General features: G+C 66.8%; 19 protein-coding genes. 7 read left to right on the forward strand and 12 right to left on the reverse strand.

The genetic code is table 11. The features are described from left to right. The first annotated feature begins 2 nt into the window (after positions 1 to 2). Entirely contained in the window at positions 3 to 488 is a 486-nt protein-coding gene (gene ribC / locus WDN01_18575; GenBank protein MEJ0028035.1) for a riboflavin synthase, read from the forward strand. A 322-nt stretch (positions 489 to 810) separates the two neighbouring features. On the opposite strand, the gene WDN01_18580 is transcribed toward ribC, so the two are convergent. The 4 genes from WDN01_18580 to nhaA form a co-directional block, all read right to left on the reverse strand. Beyond that, on the reverse strand, positions 811 to 2,223 hold the full coding sequence (locus WDN01_18580; GenBank protein ID MEJ0028036.1) for a PAS domain S-box protein: 1,413 nt from the start codon (positions 2,221 to 2,223) through the stop codon (positions 811 to 813). 218 nt (positions 2,224 to 2,441) lie between these two features. Then, on the reverse strand, positions 2,442 to 3,245 hold the full coding sequence (locus tag WDN01_18585; GenBank protein MEJ0028037.1) for a hypothetical protein: 804 nt from the start codon (positions 3,243 to 3,245) through the stop codon (positions 2,442 to 2,444). A gap of 112 nt (positions 3,246 to 3,357) precedes the next feature. Continuing rightward, on the reverse strand, positions 3,358 to 4,509 hold the full coding sequence (locus tag WDN01_18590) for a saccharopine dehydrogenase NADP-binding domain-containing protein (protein ID MEJ0028038.1): 1,152 nt from the start codon (positions 4,507 to 4,509) through the stop codon (positions 3,358 to 3,360). Positions 4,510 to 4,520: 11 nt separating this feature from the next. Further along, on the reverse strand, positions 4,521 to 6,380 hold the full coding sequence (gene nhaA / locus WDN01_18595) for a Na+/H+ antiporter NhaA (protein ID MEJ0028039.1): 1,860 nt from the start codon (positions 6,378 to 6,380) through the stop codon (positions 4,521 to 4,523). Positions 6,381 to 6,799: 419 nt separating this feature from the next. On the opposite strand from nhaA, the gene WDN01_18600 reads away from it, so the two are divergent. After that, on the forward strand, positions 6,800 to 7,132 hold the full coding sequence (locus WDN01_18600; GenBank protein ID MEJ0028040.1) for a DoxX family protein: 333 nt from the start codon (positions 6,800 to 6,802) through the stop codon (positions 7,130 to 7,132). Here WDN01_18600 and WDN01_18605 read toward each other — a convergent pair. Beyond that, positions 7,091 to 8,029 carry a LysR family transcriptional regulator gene (locus tag WDN01_18605; protein ID MEJ0028041.1) on the reverse strand — a complete coding sequence of 313 codons (939 nt, stop codon included), beginning with the start codon at positions 8,027 to 8,029 and terminating at the stop codon, positions 7,091 to 7,093. The two genes, WDN01_18600 and WDN01_18605, sit on opposite strands and share 42 nt — an antisense overlap. 108 nt (positions 8,030 to 8,137) lie before the next feature. Between WDN01_18605 and WDN01_18610 the strand changes: the two genes are divergently transcribed. Together WDN01_18610 and WDN01_18615 are read left to right on the forward strand one after the other, a co-directional pair. Continuing rightward, on the forward strand, positions 8,138 to 8,836 hold the full coding sequence (locus WDN01_18610) for a pirin family protein (GenBank protein MEJ0028042.1): 699 nt from the start codon (positions 8,138 to 8,140) through the stop codon (positions 8,834 to 8,836). Between the two features lie 208 nt (positions 8,837 to 9,044). After that, on the forward strand, positions 9,045 to 10,139 hold the full coding sequence (locus WDN01_18615) for an ISAs1 family transposase (protein MEJ0028043.1): 1,095 nt from the start codon (positions 9,045 to 9,047) through the stop codon (positions 10,137 to 10,139). A 284-nt stretch (positions 10,140 to 10,423) separates the two neighbouring features. Here WDN01_18615 and WDN01_18620 read toward each other — a convergent pair whose 3' ends face one another. Together WDN01_18620 and WDN01_18625 are read right to left on the reverse strand one after the other, a co-directional pair. Further along, positions 10,424 to 10,708 (reverse strand): hypothetical protein, encoded by a 285-nt coding sequence (locus tag WDN01_18620; protein ID MEJ0028044.1) that lies wholly within the window; start codon positions 10,706 to 10,708, stop codon positions 10,424 to 10,426. Continuing rightward, a complete protein-coding gene (locus tag WDN01_18625) occupies positions 10,705 to 11,016 on the reverse strand; it encodes a hypothetical protein (protein MEJ0028045.1) in 312 nt (103 codons plus the stop codon). Before WDN01_18625 ends, WDN01_18620 begins: the two co-directional genes overlap by 4 nt. Before the next feature lie 131 nt (positions 11,017 to 11,147). On the opposite strand from WDN01_18625, the gene WDN01_18630 reads away from it, so the two are divergent. The 3 genes from WDN01_18630 (at position 11,148) to WDN01_18640 (ending at position 12,668) form a co-directional block, all read left to right on the forward strand. Next, positions 11,148 to 11,480 (forward strand): helix-turn-helix transcriptional regulator, encoded by a 333-nt coding sequence (locus WDN01_18630; GenBank protein ID MEJ0028046.1) that lies wholly within the window; start codon positions 11,148 to 11,150, stop codon positions 11,478 to 11,480. A gap of 69 nt (positions 11,481 to 11,549) precedes the next feature. After that, positions 11,550 to 12,269, forward strand: a complete 720-nt coding sequence (locus WDN01_18635; protein MEJ0028047.1) for a DUF433 domain-containing protein — start codon at positions 11,550 to 11,552, stop codon at positions 12,267 to 12,269. 18 nt (positions 12,270 to 12,287) lie between these two features. Further along, entirely contained in the window at positions 12,288 to 12,668 is a 381-nt protein-coding gene (locus tag WDN01_18640; protein MEJ0028048.1) for a DUF5615 family PIN-like protein, read from the forward strand. Between the two features lie 57 nt (positions 12,669 to 12,725). On the opposite strand, the gene WDN01_18645 is transcribed toward WDN01_18640, so the two are convergent. The 5 genes from WDN01_18645 to WDN01_18665 form a co-directional block, all read right to left on the reverse strand. Beyond that, on the reverse strand, positions 12,726 to 12,968 hold the full coding sequence (locus WDN01_18645; GenBank protein ID MEJ0028049.1) for a hypothetical protein: 243 nt from the start codon (positions 12,966 to 12,968) through the stop codon (positions 12,726 to 12,728). 102 nt (positions 12,969 to 13,070) lie between these two features. Beyond that, complete coding sequence (locus tag WDN01_18650; GenBank protein MEJ0028050.1) at positions 13,071 to 13,562, reverse strand: hypothetical protein; 492 nt, start codon at positions 13,560 to 13,562, stop codon at positions 13,071 to 13,073. A gap of 59 nt (positions 13,563 to 13,621) precedes the next feature. Then, a complete protein-coding gene (locus WDN01_18655) occupies positions 13,622 to 13,984 on the reverse strand; it encodes a YkgJ family cysteine cluster protein (protein MEJ0028051.1) in 363 nt (120 codons plus the stop codon). Positions 13,985 to 14,050: 66 nt separating this feature from the next. Next, on the reverse strand, positions 14,051 to 15,109 hold the full coding sequence (locus WDN01_18660) for a beta-N-acetylglucosaminidase domain-containing protein (GenBank protein ID MEJ0028052.1): 1,059 nt from the start codon (positions 15,107 to 15,109) through the stop codon (positions 14,051 to 14,053). Continuing rightward, positions 15,106 to 16,473, reverse strand: coding sequence for a hypothetical protein (locus tag WDN01_18665; GenBank protein MEJ0028053.1), 1,368 nt, complete (start codon positions 16,471 to 16,473; stop codon positions 15,106 to 15,108). The genes WDN01_18660 and WDN01_18665 overlap by 4 nt, the downstream gene beginning before the upstream one ends. Positions 16,474 to 16,583: the final 110 nt, after the last annotated feature.

Here is a 16,583-nt window from a genome sequence, read left to right on the forward strand (position 1 = left end):
CGATGACGAAGAAACTGGGAATTGTCGATACGAGCTTCGCGCGAATCGACATGGGCGGCATCGCCCTCGAATACCTCAACGACTCGGCCGGCGACGATATCGCATGCGTCCGGGTGACCGTTCCCGGCTTCAAGGACCTCGCGGTCGAAGCGAAGCGGCTGGTGGAAGAGGATCGCTGCGACATGGTCCTGGCGATGGGCTGGTCCGGCGGCGCCGCGCTCGACGCCAACTCGGCGCAGATCGCTTCGGCCGGGATCATGCTGGCGCAGCTTCTGACCGGACGCCACATCCTCGAAGTCTTCGTCCATGCCGACGAGGCCCCGAACGACGAGACGCGGCTTCGCGCGATTGCCGAGGGCCGGGTGCGCGGCCATTGCGAGAACGCGCTGCGGATGCTGCGCGACCGGTTCGCGCTGGTCGGCCGCGCCGGCACGGGCCGCCGGCAGGGCGAGCGCGATGCGGGTCCGCTTCCGCTCCAAGGGCGTTGAGGCGGACCGGCCGCCCTATGCCATGTCCCGATCCGTGGAAACCCCATAACCCAACCGGTCCAGGGCCGGCTGCAGGATCGGGATGACCGGGGCGAGATGTTTCACATACCACCGGTGCGGCTCGGACTGCTGGCATAGGTCGGATGAACCGGCGCCAGCGCGGCGCCCGCGGCCGGCACGCCCCAGGCGGCGGCGAGCGCAAGAAGCATTTTCATGGAAACCCGGCCCGCAGCCGCGCAACGAACGCCGAGCCGGGCTGCCGGGCCACGGCTTTCGGAGCTTCCGGCGCGGCCTGCTGCCTGTCAATGCCCGTCGGCCCGGCTCAATCCGCGCGCGTCTGGAACTCGAACCGGCAGCAAACGCCCTCCGGCTCGAAGAGCAGGCTGGTGCTGCCGTTCTGCTCCGCGGCCACCGCGGATTTGATGACGCGGCTTCCGAATCCGCTTCGCGTGGGGACGCTCACGATGGGCTCTCCGCCGCGCTCCGTCCATTCGATCGCGACGCGCCCCGCATCGTCCACGGACCAGTGCAGGGAAACCCGCCCCGCCGCCGTCTTGAGGGCGCCGTATTTGATCGCGTTCGTCGCGAGTTCGTGGACCGCCAGGGCAAGGCCGCCGGCGGTCGTCTCCGACACTTCGACATGCGGTCCGCCCATGGCGATCTGCGCCTGATTGGGATCGACGAAAGGCTGCAGCGCCATCTCGAACAGCTGCTGGAGCGAGGCCTGCCGCGACGCCGAGCCGACGACGATTTCGCCGCTGGACAGAAGGGCGCGCAGCCGCCCGACGAACATATCGAGCACGGCTTGCGCTTCCGGCGCGTCCTTGGGGCGCGACTGCCGCGCGATGGCATCGACCACCGCCACGAAATTGCGGGTGCGGTGCTTCATCTCGCCCAGAAGAAGTTCTTGCTGCTCCTGCGCGCGCCGGCGCTCCGAAATGTCCCGGGCGATCTTGGACGCGCCGATCACCCGTCCGCTCGAATCCTTGATCGGCGACACCGTGATCGAAAGCTCGATCGGGCTGCCGTCCTTGCGGCGGCGGATGGTCTCGTAGTGATCGACGCGCTCGTTGCGCCGGATCTTGCTGAGGATGACCGCTTCCTCGTCGAGGCGGTCCTGCGGGATGAGAATGGAGATGTGCCGCCCCACGACCTCGTCCGCCGTATACCCGAACACGCGCTCCGCCGCCCGGTTCCAGCTCGAAATTATCCCGTTGAGGTCCTTGCCGACGATCGCATCGTCGGACGACTCCACGATCGCGGACAGGCGCTCGCGGATTTCCTCCGCCTTCTTGAACTCGCTGATCTCCACCAGCATGTTCACGGCGCCGATCAGCGTGCCGGCGTCGTCGAACAGCGGCGTGGGGTAGGGAAGGAACGGCACGCGCGTCCCGTCGGGCCGCTCGGCGATGGCCTCCATGCCGCGCACGATCCGCCGCTCCTTGACGGCGATGGCCATCGGACAGGCGCCATGCGGAAGCGGCGTGCCGTCGGGCCAATAGAGTTTCCACGAACCGCACCACTCGCTCGTCCCGAGCGGCGGGCTGTGCCCCCAAAGCGAGGCGGCTGCCCGATTGTAGTAGGTGATGCGGCCCGACGCGTCGGTCGTATAAATCGCGGCCGGAAGCTCGTCGAGAACCTTGCGGAAGTACCGGTCGCGCGAAACGACCGCTTCGCCTGCATAGGGAATGGCTTGCCCCGCTGGCGCTATGTCTGTACGCGTCGTGCTCTTCATCGAACAATCTACCGCTTTTGCGGTCAAAGAGCCATGGCGGCCGATCTTCCGGCATTTTTGCAGCCCTTTTCAAGCGGAAAACAATTCAAGCATGCCGAAGCCGGACGATCGTTGTTTCATCGGCCGGCGGTCGCAGGCAACGTCGTCCCGTCGGTTCGCCGCGCGAAGTTTCCAGGAGAAACGCGCCAGCGCCTTGTGCCCTGTCGCTGTCGCAATCCTTACGGATACAGCCGCTTGTACGTCGCCCAGACGTTCTGCCCGTAATTCGCCTCGTTGGGATTGTTCTGCTGCGCGACCGTCATGACGATCGCCTGCTCGCCCGGCACCGGCATCTTGGCGAGCTGCGCGTTCACCCGGACGCGCACCGTCGGCGTGATGAACGCTGTGCCGTTCTGGGCCACGGCGACCGCTTCGATCCTGGCGCCGGCGGTGCCGGGCGGCGCGTTCACCGCCTTGCGCTGCCAGGCGGCGCGGTTCTCGCCCCAGGTGTTCGGCCGCGTGATGTAGGTCTTGAGGCTGCTCTCCCCCAGGCCCAGCCGTTCGGCCGGCGCCAGGCTCGCGATGGCCTGCGCCGCCGTCTTGCGGTGCGCCGCCACCTCCGCGGCGAGCGCGTCGATCTTCCGCTTGAGCGCGGCGGCGGCGAACATCGTGGCGACGTCGGCGGCGCCGAGCCCCGTCGCGGCGACGGCGCCGGCATGCTGGGCGACGAAGGCTTGCGGCGTCTGCGTCGACTCGGCCACGAGGGCGAGCAGCGTCTTGACCGCGTCGCAGCGCGACGCGGCGGCGGCGAGCTCCGCCGCCGTCAGCGCCGGCACCGCCAGGCCGCGCAGCGCCGCGAAGCGCGTCAGCGCGTCGACGGCATAGGGCATGGTCGCCTGCTCGACCGTCGCCATGCTGGCGGCGAGTCCCGCCACGGTGTTGAGCTTGGATTCGACGGGCGCCGGATGGTCGCCGCCGCGATTGGTCTCCCAGATGCCGATACAGCGCACGATGCGCGCGGTCAGTTCGTCTGCGCTTGGCATGTGATGCTCCCGCCCAGGCGCCGGCCGGCGCCGCGACCGCAAGGACGCGCGGCAGAACCCGGACATGTCATCACGAACGCCCGGTCTTTCAAAGGACGGAATCGTCCGCGCCTTATCCTTCCAGCGCGAAACGCAGCCCCGCCTTCTTCGGCAGCCGCTCGAGCAGGGCATCCGCCATCGCCGCGGCCGGGCTCCAGCAGCCGCCGGGCGTCGTCGTCTTCGGCACGCCCGCCAGCGCCAGCGCCGCTTCGGCGAGGATCTTCGACGTCGAGCCATAGCCCGGATCGCGGTCGCCCTTGACCGCGGCGCGCAGGCTGCGCCCGTCCGCCGTCTCGGCGACGAACAGGATGTCGTACCAGCCGGTGTCGCGTTCCTGCTTGCTCGGTCCCTCGCCCGGCTTCGGCAGGCCGCCGGCCCCGAAACTGAAGCCGCCGAGCCCGCCGGCCTGGGGCTTGGGCGGCCCGTCCAGCATCTGCATTTCGCAATAGCGGAAATCGGCGCCCCAGGGATGGCCGAGCAGGAAGTTGGTGCGATGCACCGCCTTGGTGTTGATGGACGCCATCATGAACGGCCCGACCCAGGCGCCCACCGCTTCGTCTTCATAGGGTGTGTTGCCGTCCGGCTGTTCCGCGCCGGCAAAGCCCGGCGTCAGCGCGAAGGGATTGCCGAGCGTCTCGGCGATCTTCGGATCCTTCGCCGCCGCCATCATCGTCGCCTGGCCGCTCGCCAGCGTCCCGCCGGAGAGCCCGCCCGCCATGCCGCGGATGCGCCCGCGCACCCGCGGCGCATAGGTGCCGAAGGCCGCCTTCGCCGCCTCCTGGACGAAATGGACGCCGAGATCGAACGGAATCGAATCGAAGCCGCAGGAGAACACCAGCCGCGCCCCGCTCGCCTTCGCCGTCGCCTCATGCGCCGCGATCATCTGCGCGATCCAATGCGACTCGCCGGTCAGGTCGACATAGTCGGTGCCGGTCCTGGCGCAGGCCGCGACCAGGTTGGAGCCGTAGAGCTGATAGGGCCCCGCCGTCGACACGATCACCTTGGCGCGTCGGCACATCGCCTCCAGCGACGCCGGATCGTCGGCATCGGCGAGGATCAGCGGCAGGCTGGCCGGCGCATCGATCTCCTTGCGCACCTGTTCGAGCTTGTCCTTCGACCGCCCCGCCATCGCCCAGGCGACGCCTGGCTGCTTGAGCAGATGCTCCGCCACCAGCCGGCCGGTATAGCCGGTCGCGCCGAACAGGATGACGTCGAATTCCCGCATGACCGTTCCCCTCACGCCAATTCCGTCTGCCGCGGCAGCGGCTTGACCGCGATGATCGCCGCGCCCAGCGCCGCCGCCAGCCCTGAGCCGATCAGAACACCGATCTTGGCGATCTGCGAGTCCGCCCCGGCCGGGAAGGCCTGGTCCGCCAGCAGCAGCGCCACCGTATCGCCGATGCCGCACAGGCAGGCCGCGCCGATGAAGCCGCGCACGCTCACATCCTCGGGCATGCGCCCCAGCCCGCTCCACACCGCGCCCAGCGCCGCGAGGCCGATGCCGATCGGCTTGCCCAGCACCAGCCCCAGCACCACGCCGGCCAGCACAGGACCGGCCCCCGGCGCCGAAAGATCGGCCGCCAGACTCACCCCCGTCGCCGAGAACGCGAACAGCGGCAGCACGACATAAGAACTCCACGGCGCCACCGCGCGCTCGACCTGCTCGGCCGGCGAGCGCAGCCTGTCGCTTGCCGCGGCGAGGTTGCGGCTCGCCCAGTCCCAGATCGGCTCCTGCATCAGCGCGGTCTTGTCCTCGGTCTCGCGCTCGGCCTGTTCCAGCGCGGCGAGCGCGGTCGCCGCCTGCGCCAGCAGCGGCCCCGCCGCCGGCGCCGGCCGCGTCGGCAGGAAGCCCGCGAGGAAGATGCCGGCCAGCGCGCCATGCACGCCGGCACCGTGCAGCGCCACCCACAGGAACACCGTCGCCACGAGATAGGGCCACAGCGCATAGACGCGGAAGCGGTTGAGCGCCGCCAGCGCCACGATTCCGCACACCGCCGCCCCCATCCAGCCGAGCTCGAAGGCGCGCGGATAGAAGATCGCCAGCGTCAGCACCGACAGGATGTCGTCGACCACCGCCAGCGCGGCGACGAAGACGCGCAGCCCCGTCGGCACGCTGGGCCCGAGCAGCGCCAGCACGCCGAGCGCGAAGGCGATGTCGGTCGCCGTCGGCACCGACCAGCCGCGCGCGGTGGGGCCTTGGTTGAGCGCCAGATAGATCGCCGTCGGCACCAGCACGCCGCCGACCGCGCAGAGCACCGGCAGCGCCGCGGCCCGCAGGTCGGTCAGCGATCCTTCCGTCAGCTCGCGCCGGATTTCGAGCCCGACGAGCAGGAAGAAGATCGCGAGCAATCCTTCGGAGAACCACTCGCCCACCGGCATGGACAGCGCGCCGTCCTTCACGCCGACGCCGAACGGCATGTGGATGAAGGCGTGGTAGTACGTGCTCAACGACGAGTTGGCGCAGAGGATCGCCGCCGCCGCCGCCAGCAGCAGGATCAGTCCGGCCGAGGCCGGCAGGTTGGCGAAGGCTTTCGCCGAGCGGCTGATCTGGGCGGCGACCGGGCGCTGCAGCTCCTCCAGCATGGAATGGAAATCCCACGCCCCGTCATAGCGCTGCCCGTCGATGAAGAAGGACGGCGTGCCGGTCACGCCGTTGCGCCGCCCTTCCTCGAGGTCTTCCTCGACCCGCGCCGCCAGCGCCTCGTCTTCGAGGTCGCGCTCGAACTGCGCCATGTCCAGGCCGATGTCGCGCGCCAGCTTGCGGGCAAGCTCCGGCGTCAGCGGATCGGCGCCGTAGAGCGCGTCGTGCATCTCCCAGAAGCGGCCCTGGCGGCCGGCGGCTTCGGCGACGCGGGAGATGAAATGCGCCCCGGGATGGGCCCTCTCGTTTGGGAAGTGGCGATAGGCATAGGCCAGCTTGTCGCCCAGCGCGCCGCGCAGCCGGGCGATGATATGGCCCAGCCGCCGGCAATAGGGACACAGATAGTCGCCATAGAGAACGACCTGTACGGCGTCGCGCCTGCCCACGTCGCCGCGCACATGGTCGCGCGCGCGGTCCACGGGGCGCTGCAGTCTTGTCCGTTGGGATTCGGTCATGCGGGGAAGTCCGGGGGGTTAACCGGTCGCCACTCTAGAGTCCCTGGATCATTTTTCGAAACCCTGCGTTTCCTGCCGGTCGCTTCTGATCGGGACGCACAACCCTATCTCTGCGGTGTGGTTCGAGGACGGCATTCCCCTTCAAGGTCGCCGTCCATTGTTGGGCCGGAGTGCCGCGGTTCCCCCCTCCCCGCGCCTCCGGCCCAATGTTTTGTCCGCGGACGAGATGCGTTGCCGCACGCGCGGCGCGCAAGCAGGGTTGGCGTGGCGGCTGCTGGCGCGCCGCGCCGCCAAAAAATCCCGACAAAGCCGCAAAGTCGTAGGGGTTTGCTCTTTCCGCAACACAGTCCCGCCGCGGTCGCTCTTGAAGATGTTCCCGTCGAACACGATTTGCTTCAGACGGGTTGGAGCACAAAAACGTGAACTGGTCGGTCGAACATTTTGCACAAGGGCTCGCGGCGATCTTCGCCGTCGCGGCGGCCGTGCATCTGTTCGGGCCGCGCGCGCTGCGCGAGGCCTATGCGCGCTGGCGCTATCCCAGCGGCTTCCGCGAAGTGACCGGCACGCTGCTCGCCCTTGCGGCGGCGCTGCTGTCGCTGCATGGGACGCGGCTCGTCGGCCTGGGCGTCGCCGCCTTCGTGATGTTCCTGTCGGCGACCACGCTCCTGCATCACCGGCAATACCGCTACGCCGCGCCGCTCATCGCGCTGCTATTTGCGCTGATCCCGGTTTCGCTTGCCGGCCCGGTGTGAGTGGCCGAGCCGCTCCGCCAGGAAATCCCCCAGCACGTCGACCCGCGCCGGCTTCGGACCGCCCGGCGGCGTCACCCAGTGCAGCGCGCTCGCCGGCAGCGACCAGTCGGGCAGCACCCGCTCCAGCGATCCGTCGGCCAGCGCCGCGCGCAGGATGAAGTCGGGCAGGACGCCCAGCCCCAGCCCCGCGATCAGCGCCGGCAGCATCGCGTCGCCATTGTTGGCGCGTAAGGGTCCGCCGGCGGGGTGCACGACGGCGCTCTCGCCGTTCTTGTGCGTGAAGCGCCAGCTGTCGGGACCGAGCAGATAGGCATAGCCGAGGCAGGCATGCTCGGCGAGATTCATCGGATGCTTGGGCCGTCCCTTCGCTTTCAGGTAGGACGGCGCGGCGACCAGGAAGCGCTCGACGGTGCACAGCCGCCGCGCCACCAGCGAGGAATCGGGCAGCGTCGCGATGCGCAGCACCGCGTCGAAGCCCTCGCCGATCACGTCGACCATCTGGTCGCTCAGGTGCAGGTCGACCTGCACCTCGGGATAGGCTTTGAGGAAATCCGGGATCATCGGCGCGATGGTCTGCACCCCGAACGACATCGGCGCCGCCAGCCGCACCAGCCCGCGCGGGTTGACCGATTGGGACAGCGTCTCGCTCTCCGCCGCTTCCGCCTCGCGCAGGATATTGGCCGCCCGCGCCGACAGAAGCCGCCCCGCATCGGTCAGCGCCAGCCGCCGCGAGGTGCGGTTGAACAGCCTGGTGCCGAGCTTGGCCTCCAGCCGGCTGACCGCCTTGGACACCGTCGCCTTGGAGAGGCTGAGCGCCCTGGCCGCGCCGGCGAAGGAGCGGGCTTCCACCACGGTCGCGAACACCGCGAGGCCTTCGAAATCGGGCAGTTTCGTCATGGCGTTTCCGGAAACCATTGGTTTCGAAAGTTTCTATTTTTAATCCAATGGTGCCGCGATATCTATTCGTCCGGAAGCGGAGCGGCGCTGTGCCGCGAGGAGAACGCGATGATCGACAAACGTCCTTTCGCCGGCCTGGGCGGCGGCAATCACGGCTGGCTCAATGCCAAGCACCATTTCTCGTTCGGCGAATACTACGATCCCCGCAACATGGGCTGGGGCAGCATAAAGGTGTGGAACGACGACGAGATCGCGCCCAACACCGGTTTCCCGCCGCACCCGCACGCCAACATGGAGATCGTGACCTATGTCAGGAAGGGCGCGGTGACGCACAAGGACAGCCTGGGCAATGAGGGCCGCACCGAGGCCGGCGACGTGCAGGTGATGAGCGCCGGCTCGGGCATCCGGCATGCGGAATACAATCTGGAGCCCGGCACCACGACGCTGTTCCAGATCTGGATCCAGCCGCGCAGCGGCGGTGGACAGCCGGCCTGGGGCGCCAAGCCCTTCCCGAAGGGCGACCGCGCCGGCCGTTTCGTGACCCTGGCGAGCGGTTTCGAGAACGACAATGACGCGCTCCCGATCCGTGCCGATGCGCGGGTCTTGGGCGCGACGCTGAAGGCGGGCGACACGGTGGAGTACAAGCTGGGCGCGGCGCGCCATGGCTATCTGGTGCCGGCGCTGGGCGCGGTGGAGGTCAACGGCGTCAGGCTAGACGCCCGCGACGGCGCAGCGATCAAGGACGTGGACGTGCTGACCGTGAAGGCGCTCGAAGACAGCGAGCTGGTCCTGGTCGACGCGGCCTAATCGCTCAACCCGCTCTCGCGGAGCGTGGGAGAGGGGCCGTGGCGGCAGCGTGCGGATGCCGCAAAGCGGTATCGGATGAGGGCCGCGCAAAGCTCGATCTTTCCTCCCCCGCTGTTGCGGGCAGGGGAATCGCATATGGGATTTTGGCGGTTGCGGGCTTGGTCTTTGTGGCTTCTGAAGGTGTCTTCTGATTCTTCAGGAGACGGGAATGGACAGCTTCCACGAGGTATTTGGGGACTTGCCCGATCCGCGCGCGGACAATGCGCGCCACGATCTTGTGGAAGTCCTTTTCATCGCCCTGGTTGGGACGCTGTGCGGGGCCACGTCGTGCAGCGACATGGAAGAGTTCGGACTGTCGAAGGAACCGCTTCTTCGGCAAATCCTGGTGCTGGAGCATGGCATTCCGAGCCACGACACCTTCAGCCGGGTGTTCCGGATGCTCGATCCGCAGGCGTTCGAGGCGGCCTTCCGGACGTTCATGGCGGCCTTTGGGGCGGCGGCGAAGCTGGGCAAGACCAAGGGCGTCGTGGCGGTGGACGGCAAGTCGCTGCGCCGCGCCTACGAGGCGGGCCAAAGCCACATGCCGCGGCTGATGGTGACGGCATGGGGCGCCCAGACCCGCATGGCCCTGGCCAACATGCTGGCGCCGGACAACGACGAGGCCGGCACGGCGCTGAAGCTGCTCGAACTGGTGGCGCTGAAGGGCTGCATCGTCACCGCCGACGCGCTGCACTGCCATCGCAAGATGGCCCGGACGATCGTGAACCGCGGCGGCGACTATGTGCTGGCGGTCAAGGACAACCAGCCGGGATTGTTGGCCGATGCCAAGGCAGCCCTGGCGGTGCTGCCCAAGGACACCGAACCGGCCAGGAGCCGGGACGGCCATCACGGCCGCACCGAAAGCCGCGCCGCCCTGGTCACCTCGGCCCCAGGCATGGCCGACAAGCACGCCTTCCCGGGCTTGAAGGCGGTGGCCAGGATCATCTGCCGCCGCGGCACGGACAAGCCCGTCGAGCGCTACTTCCTGCTGTCGCGCTCCTGCACCGGTGCCGAACTGCTGCGCATCGTACGGGCCCATTGGGGTATCGAAAACCAGCTCCACTGGGCCCTCGACGTCGTCCTCGACGAGGATCTGGCGCGCAGCCGAAAAGACAACGCGCCGCAAAACCTCGCCGTCCTCAGACGAACCGCACTCAACATCGCAAGAGCACATCCCAATACAAAGACTTCCCTGCGCCGCAAAATCCTCCGCGCAGGATGGGACGACAACTTCCTCTTCGACCTCATCAGACATATGCGATAGCCCTGCTGTTGCGGGGGAGGTGCCGAGCGAAGCGAGGCGGAGGGGGCCAGCCGCGCGACACGGCGCTTGGCGTCCGGCGCCTACGCCCCCGCCAGCCGCGTCATCTCCGTTTCGAATTCCAGCCGCAACTGCGCCGCTTCCGCCTCGGGCAGCCAGTCGCACATCCGCGGAAAGACGGTCTGGGAGCGTCTCACGGTTTTCCTCCCCCGCGTTTGCGGGGGAGGTGCCGAGCGAAGCGAGGCGGAGGGGGCCAGCCGCGCGACATGGCGCCTGGCGTCCGGCGCCTACGCCCCCGCCAGCCGCGTCATCTCCGCTTCGAATTCGAGCCGCAACTGCGCCGCTTCGGCCTCGGGCAGCCAGTCGCACATCTGCGGAAAGACGGTCTGGCGGTATTTCGCCTTCGCCGGCGTCCACGGCATCCGCTTCGCCGCCCGCGCCTCCGCGAGAACCTTGTGCAAATCCCGCCGCACCTCGTCCGGATCGGCGCGATAGGCCCGCGCCGGCTGGTCTTCCAGCAGGCCGGGCTGCACCTCGGTGCGGAACAGGTCGAGTTGTCTGCCGAAGGTCACGACGACGCATCCGATCCAAGCACGCCGTCACGCGTTCGCTCCATCCGCCGCACCGCTGCCATCACGCGCACCAGCGTGGCTTCCTCCGCGGTCTCCCCGCGCCGGCCCGCGCGCTGGGCGAGTATGCGCAGTTCCTCCGTCGCGCCGACGCCGAAATGCGCGATGCAGTCGCGCGCCAGGACGTCGATCTCGGCCTGCGGAATGAAATAGGGCTTCAGCCGCTCCCAGATCAGCATCCCGGCGGCCACGAATGGCGGCGATGCGAACACCGCGGCGAATCCAAATATGGCAGCACGAATAAGGTCCATCGGCAGTTGTCCGGCGGGACGCTATATTCGCGCAGGAAATGTATTGAGTCAATACATTTTAGGCTTTTTATATCGAACAGCAGGTTATGCAGGTCTGCGACCTCTCCGACCTTGGCGTTGGAAGGTGCGCTGTGCGACTCGAAAAGACCTTTGCCGCCAATCTCCGGCAATACCGAAAGGCCAAGTCTCTCAGGCAGTGGCAATTGGCCGAGCTTGTCGGCTTGGGGGAAAAGGCGATCAGCGACTACGAAGTCGGCCGCACGATTCCTTCTTTCGAGACCATCGACAAGCTTGCCGACGCGCTGGAGATACCTGCAGCCGCGTTGTTCGGTGCCGGCGTTACGATCGTCCCCACGGGGTCGCGCGGCAAGCTCCTGCACCGGATCAACGCGACGTTGTCGCGACTCAACGAGGCGCAGCTCGCCCGCGCCGCGAAGATGCTGGAAGCCTTCGCGGGGTCGTGAAGCTGTCCGTACCGACGTCGTTCAACGATAACAGAGTCATAGAAAACCCTTATGAATCAAGGATATTACTTGACATTTGACGATCAAACAGCGACCGTTGATATGATGATCAAGCATAAGCGAGCCGCCAGTACGAGGCGTGGGACCAGCCCAACTGTGGTTGTTGCCGCTTTCAGCGAAGAGCAAGTCCAACGGCTTACCGGAATTAGCAAGACACAGCTTCGCTATTGGGATCGCACGAATTTTTTCACACCGTCGTATGCAGACGCCGATAGGCGGCAAGCCTATAGCCGCATCTATTCCTTCCGTGACGTGGTGTGCCTTCATGTCCTCAACGAGCTACGGAACAATTCACGCGTTTCGCTGCCGCATCTGCGTGACGTAAAGGAGAAACTGGCCCATATGGGCGACGACATGTGGGCGACGACGACGCTGTATGTTCTCAATCGCAGGGTTGTTTTTGATAATCCGAAAACAAGCAGGCGTGAGGAAATCGTGTCCGGGCAAAGCGTCCTGCAAATCCCTCTCAAAGTCGTGCGCGGCAAGATGGAGGATGCGGTTAAAATCCTCTGGATGCGAGACAAGTCCAAGGTGGGCACCGTCGAGCGACTGCGAAATGTCGCGAGGAACCAGCCTGTCATCGCCGGTACCCGCATTCCTATTCGAGCGATCAAGAACTTTGCCGACGCTGGTTACAGTGTGAAGGAAATACTTGCGGAGTATCCGGACCTGACATCGCGAGATGTTGAGGCGGCGTTGGCGTACAAGCCTGAGAAGGCGGCGGCGTAATTACCTCGGCGGGGAATATTGCGGTTCTTTCTGGACAATTGTGTTCCAACTGCCGTTGCTCGCGTCCTCGCGGAAGCAGGTCACGAGGTTATTCTACAAAAGCAGGCTATCGCGCCAGATTCCTCTGACTCGCTCGTTGCAATTGCGAGTGCAACCAACGATGCGATCTTGGTTAGCTGGGATACCGACTTCAAAGGGATCGCCTCGCGTGCCGGCGTTAGCCATAAGCGCTTGCGCAAGCTCAGCCGTATTCATTTTAGATGCACGGAGCCGCAGGCGGCCGACCGCCTTCGAAAGGCCATGAGTTGGATAGAAGCCGAGTGGGCAATTGCCCAAAAGTCACCCGATAAACGTATGTTTCTCGAAATCCAGGGCAATGCATTGAAATCAATTCGCTAGTTACGCGCCTGCTTTAATCCCTCGCATTGGTTTTTCTTCTCGATGCCTGACATCCTGTCACAAAATTGCACCGCCGCAACCTTGAAACCACAGGATGTGTTGCATACCTGCAACTACGAAGCCTTGGAGAACGCGCCGCTCGTTCGTGAATAAGCCGAGAGCGGCCAGAACCGTCGCCATGTCGTGAGCCTGCGAGTCGTCATACAGGTCGAAGGTGTGCTGTCGCAGACACCTGGGCGAAGCGGCCGCGCCGCGCGCGAAGACCGTTGGTTCGGCGAAGGTGCCGTGTGATCGACCCATCGGGTCCTCCGCCGGCCGGCCTGTCGCGCGATCAGGGCGGATCGACCGCTCCGCGCGCCCGGCCCTCGGCCCGCGCGCGGGGGCGTCGCCTCCGCCCTTTTTTTATCGGGGCCGGAAGCGGCGCACCGCGAAATACCCGGCGACGACGAACGCGATCAGGACCGCGGCCTGCGTCGCGCCGAACAGCGGCCCGGCCGGCGGAACGCTCGGCACCAGCCGGTGCAGCGCCGGCACTTTCAGGAAGGACTGAACCACCAGCACGAAACAGTTGAGATAGAGCGAGGCGACCGCCGTCACGACATAGATCCAGCGCCAGGCGCCGGCCATCCCGTGGAGATAGCGCGCCGCCAGCGCGAGCACGAGCAGCACGCTCAGCAGAAAGCCGAACGCGACCGCCGGCGTCACCGGCGCGATCTGGATCACGAATCCGGTGATCGCGGTCAGCACCGAGAACAGAAGGAAGATCGCATGGACGAGGTCCTGGCGCGCGTTGCGCAGCATGCCCGCCAGCATGATCAGGCCGGCGACGATCGCCACCAGCGTGATGAGCGTGTGGACGAAAACGAAGGAATCGAGCGGAATGCCGAAGAACATGCTTTAGAGCCCCCCCGCGCGTCAGGCGCATGGGAACCTAACACACATTTTTTCGCCGTTCACCCGTTCCAGGTCGAGGCGACATGCTCGTCGTCTTCCTGCGACGACCGCTCATGCATCAGGAAGCTGTAATAGCCGCAATGGTTGTCGCCGGGATAGGAACGGCAGATCTCCGGCCTGACCGCATAGATCGTGCAGCGCCGCTTCTCGAGGTCGAAGAAGCGGCAGATCTTGCCGTAATGCTCGTCGGCCTTGCGCCGCATGGCGTATTGCTCGTCGCCGTCGACCTTGGTGAATTTCTTGCGCGCCGCCGCGAAGGACAGCCCGAAATGCTTGGCGAGCCGCGTCACGTCGCGCTTGTTCAGCGGGATGATGGGATAGGAACAGCAATAGCCGGGGCACTTCGCGCAATTGTAGGCCATGATCCGCCACCGTTCGTTTGTCTCTCGATAGCGGATTCGCGGCCCGGCACAAAGCGTTTCGGCGGCTTAGGCGATCTCCTCCTGGAAGCGGTATTCCCCATCGAGGAACGCCACGATCTCGCGCGCCGCGTCGTGATCGATCGCCGCGTAGCGCTGGCGCAGCCTTTCGACGGTCTTGGGCGCCAGCCGCTCCAGCCCGACATCGTTCAGAAACAGAATGTCCTTGGCGATGATCTCCGCCAGCTCCACGCCGAGCAGCGCTGTCGCGGCATGGGTGAAGGCCGCGCCATATTCGTAAGCATCGCCCAGCCGGTAGCTTTCGGCCAGGGTGATCGCCGGGATGCAGGACAGCGTCGGCTGCAGCGCCGGATTGACGGCGTGCGCTGAAAGATGCGCCGCGATGCTCGCCGGCCGTCCGGTGAAGGCGCGCAGGTGCAGGAAGCGCGACATGCGGGCGCCGTCATTGACCGGGTAATTGTCCCAGAGAAACGGCTTGCGCCCGAGCTGCGCCGTCACCCGCGCCAGATGCCCCGGCGAGAATTCCCGCGCGCAGACCTCCTCGCCGGTCCAGAAGATCTCGACGCTTCCGTCCAGCAGGCGGCCGAGGTCTTCGAGATAGTCGTCCGGCCGCTGTCCGAAGAAGCGGTCCAGGACGGGATCGTCGGTGTAATAGCTCGGGCACATGATCGTTCGTGTCGCCTTGGTCCGCGCCTGCACCCAATGGATGATGTCCGCCTGGGTCCGGGCGAGGTCCGGGAGGTCGCCGCGCATGTCGTCGAACAGGATCGCCAGGTCGTCGATGCCCCAATCGTCGAACTCCGCCAGCTTGCGCGCCAGGTCGGCCTGCGCCTCCGCATGAAAGTCGCGATAGAGTTCGTAGGGGCTGAGGCCCACGCCGAAGCGGACGCCCATGTCCCGGCAGCGTCGCGACAAGGCGCGAAGGGCGCTCGCCGTTTCGGCCGGATGGCTTTCGCGCCAGCGCTTGCGGAGGAACGCGTCGGCCTTGGGCGCGTAGATATAGAATGTGTAGCCCTGCGGTTTCAGCGTCGCGATCGTCCGCGCACGCGCGCTCCAGCTCCAGGGCGTCCCGTAGTAGCCCTCGATCAGGCCGAGTTCGATGCTCATGGCTTTCCTTCGACGACGCTCCGGGGCTCGAGCGCAAGGTAGAGCACGCTCGCCAGCGCCGAAAGATCGAGGGCGTAGAGGTAGCGATAGTCGCAGGAGATGGCGATGACGAAAAAGCTCCCCGCGAAGGCGAGCGCGCCGCCCAGCATCGCGGCCATCGCGATATCGGCCGGCCGGCGCCGGCGCAGCAGAAGCCAGATGCCCGCGACGGCAACGATGGCGAAGGGAATATGCGACAGCACCGGTGTCCCGAAGAATGCCCTGCCATAGCGCTCCAGCGCCAGGTCGCGTCCGTCGCGCCGTGGCGCGAGGCCAAGCCTCCGCATCTGCGGCGCCGCGCCTTCGATGCCGGTGAAGATCGGCCGGCAGGCGGCGATGTCGGGCGTAAACGCCACCCAGGCGAAATCCGCGGCGCGGATCCGCAAGTACAGCCAGGGATGGCGCAGGACGAGGCCGCGCCAGTCGGCGGCGACCGCCTCGTCGTCGAGCGTGCGCATCGGCGCCTGCATCTGCGGCGCCGATGCCAGCGGATCGTTGCGCAGCGGCGTATAGAGCCGCGCGCTGTCCTGCCTTAGCACCGTCTCGAGCTCCGGATCGTCCTCGGCCAGGGCGCTGAGCGGGAAGGCCGGCTCGCGCGCCACCGCGCCGGCCAGATCGTAGATCTGCAGAAGACGGAACTGCTCCGTCGGCCCCGCCTCGCCGTCGCTTTTCAGATTCAGAAGCGCCGAGGCGGCGAAGACGAACGCCAGAAGCCCCGCGAAAAATCCCACGCCGCGCAGCGCCGCGCCGGTCCACGACCGGCCGTCGCGTGCGGCGATCCAGCCCAAGCCCGCTCCGGCGAACGGCAGCAGGATCGCCCCGTTCTGCCGCGTCAGCGCCGCCAGCGCGAGCAGCAGGAAACTCCCCGCGAGCAGCGTCCAGGGCGCGGCGTTCCAGCGCCGCGCGGCAAGCGCCAGGCACACGAAGCCCGCGACGGCGGCGTCGGCGAACAGCACGTCCTTCCAGACGATCCCCTGATAGATCAGCACCTGGGGCGACAGGACGATGGCGAGGACGGTCGCCGCCGCCGGCCATCCCACCCGTTCCGGTGCCAGGCGCAGCACGCCCGCGAACGCGCCGAAGGCCAGGGCGGCGTCGAAAACGACGAACAGCCCCGTCCCGGGCACCAGCGCGTCGCCCAGTCCCAGCAGCCACGCCATGACCGGCGGGTGCCAGGTGTTGTAGAGGCCCGTCCGGCCCTGCAGCAGTTGCAGGATCGAATCGTAGGACAGATGCCCCGGCCAGTTGAGCGCCAGCGTCACGGCGAACCCGGCCACCAGGACGAGCCCGGCCACGCGCCCGGCCCAATGTGAGGGAATGTTCATGTCGCTTTTTTTGGCATGTCCGTCGCGTTTCCGCTAAATTGCCGCCGGCGCGCCGCTTTGCGGCGCCTGGAGCACAAAAATGACAAACAACCAGCGCACGACCTGCGCCG

Source organism: Rhizomicrobium sp. (assembly GCA_037200985.1).
In the GTDB taxonomy this organism is placed as follows: Bacteria; Pseudomonadota; Alphaproteobacteria; order Micropepsales; family Micropepsaceae; genus Rhizomicrobium.